The 10054-nt window shown below is 60.7% G+C and carries 10 protein-coding genes; all 10 read right to left on the reverse strand.

Features of this window, described 5'->3' with window-relative positions:
• Positions 1-15: 15 nt before the first annotated feature.
• On the reverse strand, positions 16-519 hold the full coding sequence (fliL, locus tag ACIONG_RS27775; protein ID WP_007920033.1) for a flagellar basal body-associated protein FliL: 504 nt from the start codon (positions 517-519) through the stop codon (positions 16-18).
• Positions 520-739: 220 nt separating this feature from the next.
• On the reverse strand, positions 740-2110 hold the full coding sequence (locus tag ACIONG_RS27780) for a flagellar hook-length control protein FliK (RefSeq protein ID WP_401303982.1): 1371 nt from the start codon (positions 2108-2110) through the stop codon (positions 740-742).
• A 106-nt stretch (positions 2111-2216) separates the two neighbouring features.
• Complete coding sequence (locus tag ACIONG_RS27785) at positions 2217-2564, reverse strand: Hpt domain-containing protein (protein WP_401303985.1); 348 nt, start codon at positions 2562-2564, stop codon at positions 2217-2219.
• Between the two features lie 31 nt (positions 2565-2595).
• The gene (locus ACIONG_RS27790; RefSeq protein WP_401303988.1) at positions 2596-4302 is read right to left on the reverse strand and encodes a SpoIIE family protein phosphatase; all 1707 of its coding nucleotides are present in this window, start codon (positions 4300-4302) and stop codon (positions 2596-2598) included.
• 5 nt (positions 4303-4307) lie between these two features.
• Complete coding sequence (locus tag ACIONG_RS27795; RefSeq protein ID WP_103305373.1) at positions 4308-4613, reverse strand: STAS domain-containing protein; 306 nt, start codon at positions 4611-4613, stop codon at positions 4308-4310.
• Positions 4614-4713: 100 nt separating this feature from the next.
• The gene (gene fliJ, locus ACIONG_RS27800) at positions 4714-5163 is read right to left on the reverse strand and encodes a flagellar export protein FliJ (RefSeq protein ID WP_213027944.1); all 450 of its coding nucleotides are present in this window, start codon (positions 5161-5163) and stop codon (positions 4714-4716) included.
• Positions 5164-5169: 6 nt separating this feature from the next.
• Positions 5170-6528, reverse strand: coding sequence for a flagellar protein export ATPase FliI (fliI, locus tag ACIONG_RS27805; RefSeq protein ID WP_103305370.1), 1359 nt, complete (start codon positions 6526-6528; stop codon positions 5170-5172).
• Positions 6518-7324: a flagellar assembly protein FliH gene (fliH, locus tag ACIONG_RS27810; protein ID WP_103305369.1), complete on the reverse strand. Its 807-nt coding sequence runs from the start codon at positions 7322-7324 to the stop codon at positions 6518-6520. Before fliH ends, fliI begins: the two co-directional genes overlap by 11 nt.
• Positions 7325-7328: 4 nt before the next feature.
• Positions 7329-8348, reverse strand: a complete 1020-nt coding sequence (gene fliG / locus ACIONG_RS27815; protein ID WP_007920042.1) for a flagellar motor switch protein FliG — start codon at positions 8346-8348, stop codon at positions 7329-7331.
• Positions 8341-10054 (reverse strand): flagellar basal-body MS-ring/collar protein FliF (gene fliF, locus ACIONG_RS27820; RefSeq protein ID WP_401303993.1); only part of this gene is annotated, 1714 nt, incomplete at its 5' end. The genes fliG and fliF, both read right to left, overlap by 8 nt.

Here is a 10054-nt window from a genome sequence, read left to right on the forward strand (position 1 = left end):
GCCCCTGTCGTGTCCCTACTGCAGTACGAAATTAGTGAAAAGCAACTGTTCGATCACCACTTTGCCCAGCTCTTTCTGCGCCACTTCCTGCACGCTCGCTGTGGCCTTCTGGCGCAACATCTCCTGGCCGACCGGCGTCGCCAAAGTGGCGAAATCCTGACCGGAGAAGAGCATCACCAGGTTGTTGCGGATCACCGGCATGTGCACTTTCAGCGCTTCCAGATCGGCCTGGTTACGCGCCAGCATGGTGATGCTCACCTGCATGTAGCGCTGACGGCCGTTCTGGTTGTAGTTGGCGACAAAGGCCGGCGCCATCGGCTCGAAAATCGCCGGCTGCTTGCCGACGGGCGCTGCATCTGCGGCCTCGGCAGGCTTGCTTTGGGCGCTGTGCATGAAGAACCAGGTCGCCCCCACGGACGCGCCAATGGCCAGCAGCAACGCCAGCACGATCACGATGATCAGCTTGAGTTTGCCTTTGGTTGCTGGGTCTTTCACTGCTGCTGTTTCGCTCTTCGCCATGCCAATAATCCGTCACTAATCGGGTTTTCACAGTCGCACGGCAAGGCAAGAGCAAGTGTTATGCCAGAAGTGTCGGAGGGATTGACGAGAGGGATGTGTCTACTGATGCAAGCCCCTGTGGGAGCTGGCTTGCCAGCGATAGCGATTTGTCTGACACATTGATTTCGAATGTGCCGCCGCCATCGCTGGCAAGCCAGCTCCCACAGGGTACAGCGGTGTGTCAGGCGTAATAGTCGACCGCGCTGGTGCCGATCACGCTGGTGGTTTGCGCGGCTGCTTCAGCAATAGCGGCGGGTGCCAGCTCTTCATCCGCCGAATCCAGACGACCTCCAAGAGCGCTGGTGCGCCCACTCTGGCCCTGCTGCGCCTGCTCCTGACCTTGCTGGCCCTGCCAGCCACGGTTCTGATCGGAGACATTGACGTCGACCTGACCCATGCCCTGCTGGTTGAACATCTCGCGCAAACGATGCATCTGCCCGTCAAGCGCTTCACGCACACTCGGGTGCGCGCTCATGAACGTCACCTGAGTCTGCTGGTCGGGGACCATGTTCACGCGGATATCCAGACGCCCCAGCTCGGCCGGCTGCAACTGAATGTCCGCCGCCTTCAGATTGGCGCTCGACAGATACATGACGCGGTTGACCACTTCTTCGGTCCAGCCGCTTTGATGCATGGCGATCGGCTGATTGACAGGTACCGCGTTCGCAGTTTTCGGCGTGGCAGCCTGCGTCAGTGCCGCCAAGCGGTTGGCGAAGTCATCGACGCGGGTGTCGCTGGTGGCGGTTTTCAGGTCTTTCAGGCCGTCATCGATCAGCCCGCTGAAAGCCTTCTCGCCGCCCTGACTGGTGCTGTCCTTGTCGGCCTGCACATCAAGCATGCTGGCCATGCCGGCGGCAAAGTTCTGCGCCGAGGTCAATTCGCCGTCAGCCTGAGTCTGCGCGGGCGCCGCTTTCGGTTGTGCCTGGCTGGCGGCGGAGATATGTCCACCCTGCTCCATTGCCATGCGCACGGCCGGCAAGGCATCGAGAGGATCGGCCGAAGGATCGAAATCGCTGTCGGTGCTCGCCGCCGGATCCTTGACCACACCTGGCAATAGGGACACGGCCGGAGTTTCGGTTTTCGCCGGGGTGGCCGCTTCGACAACCGGGACCGGCACGACGGGTGCCGTCACTGCCGGCTGCACGACGGCGGCCAACGCAGGATCCAGCGTCGGATCGACTGGATTGGCATCGGCTACCGGAGTCTGGTTGGTCTCCGTGGATTCGTCGCTGCTGACGACCTTGTCGTCGGCCGCCACCGGCTTGTCGGCAGGCAAGGCATTGCCGCTATCGGCAACCGCCGGCTTCGCAGGGGCAGATTGATCCTTGCTGACGTCCTTCTTGCCGCCGGTGTCAGCGACCTTGTCGCGCGCCGATTTCAGCGGGGTGTCAACCGTGACGGCAGGCTTGCTCGAATCCTGACTGGCAAACACCTGAGCGAAGCTTGAGGCCTTGTCCCCGGCGTCTGCGGCCACTGCCGACGGTTTGGCAGAGGCGGCTTGCGCCTTGGCCTGGGCGGCGTTCTGAAGAAGAATGTTGGGGGTCGCAGGCATGAAACGGTCTCCGCTGCACTGGGATCGTAGGTACAGTTGCGGGAGATGACTGCAAGTGCCGGGCCAGTTTTGTCCGACGCTTTGGAAAAGCGCCGGACGGCTCGTTTTATTGGGTTAGCGCGTCTTGGCGTTCATACTCATATTCAGGCCGCACCTGAGCGAATTCGCTACTGATCTCGGCGACCAGTTTGGCGATTTGTGCAGGGCTATTGCCTTTGGCGTCCGACTCAAGCCTCTGACAAAGCTCGGCCAGTCGAACCGCGCCCATGTTGCCGGCGCTGCCCTTGAAGCTATGAGCCACTTCGGACAAGACCTTGGCATCGGCAGTCTCGCGCAGCTCAAGCAGGCGGTTTTCCGAATCCGCCAGAAAGGTATCCAGCAATTCGGGATAACCATCCTCCATGACTTCGCGTAGTACGCTGAGCACCTCGCGATCAATATGTTTATCAGTCACTTGCTCACTCCTTGATCAAGAATTGCGCCGATTATGCCTCAATCTCCCAGAAAAACTCCACGTGGGCACTACGACCTTCGTCCGACCAACTCGCGTTGCGCCCCAATTGCCGGACCAGACTGACACCGCGTCCCGACAGACGGACACCGTCCAGCGGCCGATCCATGACCCTTGCGACATCGAAACCCTTACCGCTGTCGTCGACACGGATAAGCAGACACCCGCCCTTGCCTTGCGGCTTCACCTGCAAATGCACACGCACAAAGCCATCCTGCAAACTCTCCAGACGCACGTTGCGCTGCTCATAGTAGCGGGCGAATCCCGAGGCATCGCGCTTGAGGCTGGAGTCCAGACCCAACACCCCGTGCTCCAGTGCATTGGAATACAACTCGGCGAGCACGCTGTATAACGCGCCGCTTTGCGCGCGCAGCCCATGCACCTCCTGGAGCAACTGCAACAGGTACGGCAACGGATTGAAACGCTTTAACGTGGCGCCACGAAATTCGAAACTCGCCGACCAGTCCAGCGGACACGACTGACCGCTGTCGGAGTACACCGGCACCGCAGGGTGCACCTGCTCAGGCTCAAGCAGGCTGACCTCGACCATACTCACATCGTCGCGAGCCTCACCGCGAAAATCGCGCAGCGCCTGCTCGATCTCGTCGAACAGTCGATCTGGCTCGCGATTGCTGGCGAACACTCGCTGCAAACGCTCGACGCCGAACAACTGATCACTGGCGTTACTGGTGTCGATCACCCCGTCGGACAACAGGAAGACCCGATCACCGACGGCCATCGGATGCACTTGCGTGCAGTCATCGAACGCCTGCGGGCTCAATACCCCCAACGGCAAATGTCGCGCAGCCAGAGGCTCGCGCTCGCCGCTGGCAATCCGGTGCAGATAGCCGTCCGGCATGCCACCGTTCCAGACTTCGACCGAACGCCTTTGAGAACTCAGGCACAGCAGCGTCGCACAACAGAACATGTCCACCGGCAGGATGCGCTTGAGCTTGGCGTTCATCTCGCGCAGGGTTTCCGCCAAGCCGTAGCCCTTGGCCGTCATGCCGTAAAACACTTCGGCCAACGGCATCGCACCGACGGCGGCCGGCAAGCCATGGCCGGTGAAATCACCCAGCAACACATGCATGTCGCCCGCCGGCGTATACGCCGCCAGCAATAGGTCGCCATTGAACAGCGCATAGGGTGATTGCAGATAACGAATATTCGGCGCACTCAGGCAACCGGAGTGCGCGACCTTGTCGAACACGGCTTTTGCGACCCGTTGCTCGTTGAGCAGGTAATCGTGATGTTTGGCGATCAGGTCGCGCTGCTGCAGCACCGTGGCTTGCAAGCGGCGCAAGCGGTCCATCGCCTTGATTTTGGCGGCAAGAATCACCTGGTTGTAGGGCTTCGCCAGAAAGTCGTCACCACCGGCCTCCAGACAGCGGGCCAACGCCTCACTTTCGGTGAGCGAAGTCAGGAAGATGATCGGCACCAGGGTTTCCCCGGCCAGCGCCTTGATCTGCCGCGCAGCCTCGAAACCGTCCATCACCGGCATCATCGCGTCCATCAGGACAAGATGCGGTTGTTGCCGGCGGAAGATCTCCACTGCATCGGCACCATTGGCCGCCGTCAGCACCTCATGGCCCTGACGGCGAACGATGGTCGACAACAGCAACCGGTCGGCGGCGCTGTCTTCGGCGATCAGAATTGTCAGCGGCTCGGAATCAGCCTGCATTGCGCTTATGCCACGTCGAAGATTTGTTCGAAATTTGAAATCGCAAGAATCTTGCGAACATCGGCATTGGCGTGGGTCAGCGTGATTTCGGCACTTTCACCGCCGGCATGATCGCGCAGCAGCAACAACATCCCGAGCGCCGAACTGTCGAGGTAAGTGGCGTCTTTCAAATCCACTTCAAAGGATTCGGGTTTCGGCTGCAGATTCTCGTAGGACTCTCGAAATTCCTGATGCTTGGCGAAATCGAATCGACCCTTGACTAAAATCGTCAGTTTTTGACCATCCGGGGATAATTCTGTAACGACTGACATTGACTGGCTTCCTTGTCATTGACGAACGTGTACAAGGTTTAGCACTTGGACAGTGTTGGGGCAAGGTGCAACGCGGGATCACATGTGGGAACGGCGCGGCTTAGAATGGCTGATGACGCGGCAAGCGCTGGGACAACTCATCGAGCAGCTTCTGCTCGCGTTTGTCTTCAAGGCGTTGCGCCTCTTCGCGATAGCGCTGCACCAGTTTGCGCAGGCCCTCGACCTTGGCGAAGGCCTGTTGCCATTCCTCACGAGCCTTGTCGAGCTTGTTCTGGTGCCAGACCAGGCTCTGCCGCTGCTGGTCAACGGCGGTGTCGAGTTGCGCCAGAAAGCCCTGGAAGCCGAGCAGCCATTGCCCACTGACGCCAGTGCTGCCGCGCACGATCCATTGCTGCGAGTAATCCAGACGAAAGGCATGCAGGTCGGCGAGTTTGCTTTCGGCGACCTTCACCTGGCCCTGAAAATAGCCCAGGCGCTGCACGGCGGTTTTCTCGGCCTGTTCGGCCATGTCCACCACCGGAGCGAGACGCGCGGCTCGGCTGACGGCCATGGCCGGTTACCCGCCCGCCGCAGGGGCGAACAGGGTCTCGAGATAGGACTGGCTTTCGCCCATGTTGATTTTGTCGTTGAGGCCCTGACGCTGGTACCTGACCAATTGCGGTTGCAGGGAAATCGCCAGATCGGTCTCGCGATCGCCACCAGCGACGTACGCACCGACGCTGATGAGGTCGCGACTCTGCTGATAGCGCGACCACAATTGCTTGAAATACTGCGCGCGCTGCATGTGTTCCGCCGAGACCACCGCCGGCATCACCCGGCTGATCGAGGCTTCGATATCGATGGCCGGGTAGTGCCCTTCCTCTGCCAGACGCCGCGACAGCACGATGTGGCCATCAAGTACGCCCCGCGCCGAGTCGGCAATCGGGTCCTGTTGGTCATCGCCCTCGGACAGTACCGTGTAGAACGCGGTGATCGAACCCCCGCCCTTCTCGGCATTACCGGCACGCTCCACCAATTTCGGCAGTTTGGCGAACACCGAGGGCGGATAACCCTTGGTCGCTGGCGGCTCGCCGATGGCCAAAGCGATTTCCCGCTGCGCCTGGGCGAAACGGGTCAGCGAATCCATCAGCAACAGGACGTTCTTGCCCTTGTCGCGGAAATACTCGGCAATGCGCGTGCAGTACATCGCTGCGCGCAAACGCATCAGCGGCGCATCGTCCGCCGGCGAGGCCACCACCACCGAACGCTTGAGGCCTTCTTCACCGAGGATGTGCTCGATGAATTCTTTAACTTCGCGACCCCGCTCACCGATCAGGCCGACGACGATAATGTCGGCCTCAGTGAAGCGGGTCATCATGCCCAGCAATACCGATTTACCGACACCAGTACCGGCGAACAGACCCAGACGCTGACCACGGCCCACCGTCAACAAACCGTTGATGCAACGGATGCCGACGTCCAGCGGTACGCTGATCGGGTCGCGGTTGAGCGGGTTGATCGTCGGGCCATCCATCGGCACCCAGTCTTCGGCTTTCATGCCACCCTTGCCGTCCAACGCACGACCGGCGCCATCGAGCACACGGCCGAGCATGCTCATGCCCATCGGCAGTCGACCGGTTTCGGCCAATGGCACCACGCGGGCACCGGGAGCGATACCGGCGACGCTGCCGACCGGCATCAGAAAGACTTTGCCGCCGGAGAAACCCATGACTTCCGCTTCCACCTGGGACGGGTGATAGCTGTCGTCATTGATTACCAGGCAGCGCGTGCCCATGGCTGCGCGCAGGCCTTCGGCTTCCAGCGTGAGACCAACCATACGCAGCAGGCGACCTTCGAGAATCGGCGCGCCAGCAATTTCAGTGGCTTCGGCATAGGTGCTGAGGCGCTTGGCGAAACTGGTGCGTTCAAGGCGCATCGGCGGTGTCCGCAAGCGGCTCGTCTGGCTCGGCCGCCGGTTTGACGTCTTCGGCAATATCCAGGCTCAAGTCCGGGGCAGCCGGGTGCAAAGCCTGTTCGTGCAGTTGATCGAACAGCTTGTCCATGACCTGAGTGACACGGGTTTCAATGCTCGCGTCGATGCGGCTGTGCGCCGTCTCGACCCGGCAACCACCCGGCATCAGCGCTTCGTCTTCAACGATGCGCCAGGTCTCTTCGTGACGTTCGCGCAGGGCTTTGGCCTGCTCGAAGTCCTGCGGATTGACGTACAGACGCACGTTTTCCACGCCCAGCGGCAGCAGCTTGAGGGCGTCGCGCATGACGTGTTCGATCTGCGACGAATCGATGGCCAGCTCGCGCTTGATCACCTGTTTGGTGATGTGTTGCACAAGATCAACCAGCGATTTTTCGATCTGGGTGTCTTGCTCGGCGATAGGCTCGAACAGGTGAGTCATCAGTTGCTCAAGGCTGGCCAGTTTCGCCGCCAACGCAACTTCGGCTTCCTGACGAACCTTCAGCGTAGCGCTGTGAAAGCCTTCTTTTTCGCCGATGCCGAAGCCCTCGTTGTAAGCCTCCTGACGGATGCTTTCGAGTTCTTCCAGGGTCAGTGGCTGGACTTCTTCCAGCGGCACTTCTTCCATTTCCGGCGGTTCGGGCTCAGGCTCCGGCTCGGGTTCCGGTTTCGGCGGATCGAAGCTGGGCATTGCCCATGACTCGAAGCCACGGACATCGCGGGCACGGATCAGATCCGTCACATCGTCATCGTGCTTATCCATGGGCTTAGATCATTTCCTCGCCGCCCTTGCCACCGAGCACGATCTCTCCGGCTTCGGCCATACGGCGGGCGATGGTGAGGATTTCCTTCTGCGCGGTTTCGACGTCGCTGACGCGCACCGGGCCTTTGGCCTCGAGGTCGTCGCGCAACAGTTCGGCCGCACGTTTGGACATGTTCTTGAAGATCTTTTCTTTGACGCCTTCGTCCGAACCCTTGAGGGCCAGCACCAGCACGTCGGAAGACACTTCGCGCAACAGCGCCTGAATGCCACGGTCGTCGACATCGGCGAGGTTGTTGAACACGAACATGAGGTCTTCGATCTGACCGGACAGGTCTTCGTCGACTTCGCGGATCGAGTCCATGAGCTGGCCTTCGATCGAGCTGTCGAGGAAGTTCATGATGTCTGCCGCACGCTTGATGCCACCCAGGGTGGTGCGCGAGGCGTTCGAGTTGCCGGAGAACTGCTTCTCGAGAATCTGGTTCAATTCTTTCAGTGCCGCTGGCTGCACGGTGTTCAACGACGAGACGCGCAGGATGATGTCCAGACGCACCTTGTGGTCAAAGTTGCCGAGCACCTCACCGGCCTGATCCGGGTCGAGGTACGCAACCACGATGGCCTGGATCTGCGGGTGTTCGTAACGGATCACGTCGGCTACGGCGCGCGGCTCCATCCATTTCAGGCTGTCGAGGCCGCTGGTGTTGCCACCGAGCAGGATGCGGTCGATCAGGCCGTTGGCCTTGTCTTCACCCAGGGCCTGGGTGAGCATTTTGCGCACGTAGTCATCGGAACCGACGCCGAGGCTGGTCTGGTCACCGACGATGTCGACAAACTCGCTCATGACCTGCTCGACCTGTTCGCGATGGACGTTGCCCATCTGCGCCATGGCCACGCCGACGCGCTGAACCTCTTTCGGGCCCATGTGGCGCAGCACTTGCGCAGCATCGGTCGAACCCAGGGACAGCAGCAGAATCGCGGCTTTGTCGACCTTGTTCAGTTTGACGGTGGCGGCTCGGTTATCACTCATCTGCGTTAATCCACTCTTTCACGACCTGAGCCACACGACCCGGGTCTTCAGCCACAAGGCTCTTGATTGCATTCAGTTGCGCGTCATAACCCTCACTCGGGCTCGGCAACAGAATGCTCTGCGGACCACCGAGGCTTACGCGATCGTTGGAAAGTTCGCCGTCCAGGCCGCCCATGCCACCGAGTTCCACGTCGCCGCCAAGACCGGCCAGCTCCTTGCCTTTGCCACCGCCGGTGATGTTGTTCAACACCGGACGCAGCACACCAAACACCAGCACGAGGATGAACAACACACCCAGCACTTGTTTGACGATGTCCCAGAACCATGGCTGGGAGTAGAACGGAATATCGGCAATCACTTCGCCGCGCTCGGCGGAGAACGGCATGTTGATCACGCTGACACTGTCGCCACGGCTGGCATCGAAGCCGACCGCGTCCTGTACCAGACGGGTGAAGCGCGACAATTCGTCGGCACTCCACGGCGCGCGGGTGACTTCCCCGTTAGCCGCATTGACCTTGACCTGATCATCGACAACCACCGACACCGACAGGCGATTCAGGCGACCCTGCTGCTGTTTGGTGTGGCTGATGGAACGGTCGAGTTCGAAGTTCTTGGTGGATTGTTGACGCTTGTCTGCCGGGTACGGCGCGAGCATCGGCTGGCCGGTGGCCGGGTCCATGATCTGCTGGCCGTTGGCGTCAACCAATGGCTGACCCGGCTGCACCATGCTGGCAGGCGCTGCGGCGCCACCGGTGGTTTGCGGTGCCGAGGCTGGCGACGGTGGCTGGTTGCTCAGGGCACCCGGCACACCTTGCGGGCCATTGCTGGCGGTACGTTGTTCGTTGACCGACTGTTCACTGCGCAGCGCCGGTTGATCCGGGTTGAACTGCTCGGCGGTGGACTCGACAGCATTGAAATCGATATCGGCCGACACTTCAGCCTTGTAGCGGTCGTTACCCAACACCGGTTGCAGAATGTTGTGCACGCGCTGAGTCAGCATGCTTTCCATGCGGCGGCTGTAATCGAACTGCTTGCCGGCCATGGTCATTTCGGAGTTTTCCGCCTGATCAGAGAGCAGGTTGCCCTTCTGGTCGACGACGGTGATCTGCGATTTGCTCAGCTCGGGAACGGAGGTGGCCACCAGATTGATGATCGCCACGACCTGGCCCGGCTCCAGCGAACGACCGGAATACAGCTCGACCAGCACCGAAGCGCTTGGCTTGCGTTCATCACGCACGAACACCGAGCTCTTCGGAATCGCCAGGTGCACGCGAGCACCCTTGACGTTGTTCAGGCTGGAAATGGTACGGGCCAGTTCACCTTCGAGGCCGCGACGATAATTGGTCGCTTCCATGAACTGGCTGGTGCCCAGACCCTGTTCCTTGTCGAGGATTTCGAAACCGATGTTGCCGTCGCTGGGAGTGACACCAGCAGCAGCGAGTTTCATCCGCGCACGGGACAGGTCATCGGCCTTGACCAGCAAGGCGCCAGAATTCGGTTCTACGGTGTAAGGAATATCGGCGGAGGCCAGGGTGTCCATGACCTGCTTGGCGTCCAGGCCGGCAAGGCTGCCGTACAACGGACGGTAATCCGGCTGCTGCGACCACAGCACCACGGCAAAGCCAATCGCCACGCTCGCAGCCAGGCCGACCAACAGGCCCACCTGACGCAGCACGGTCATCTCGGAGAGGTTTTCCAGGAAGGAC

This window comes from Pseudomonas sp. NPDC087817, assembly GCF_044742875.1.
GTDB lineage: Bacteria > Pseudomonadota > Gammaproteobacteria > Pseudomonadales > Pseudomonadaceae > Aquipseudomonas.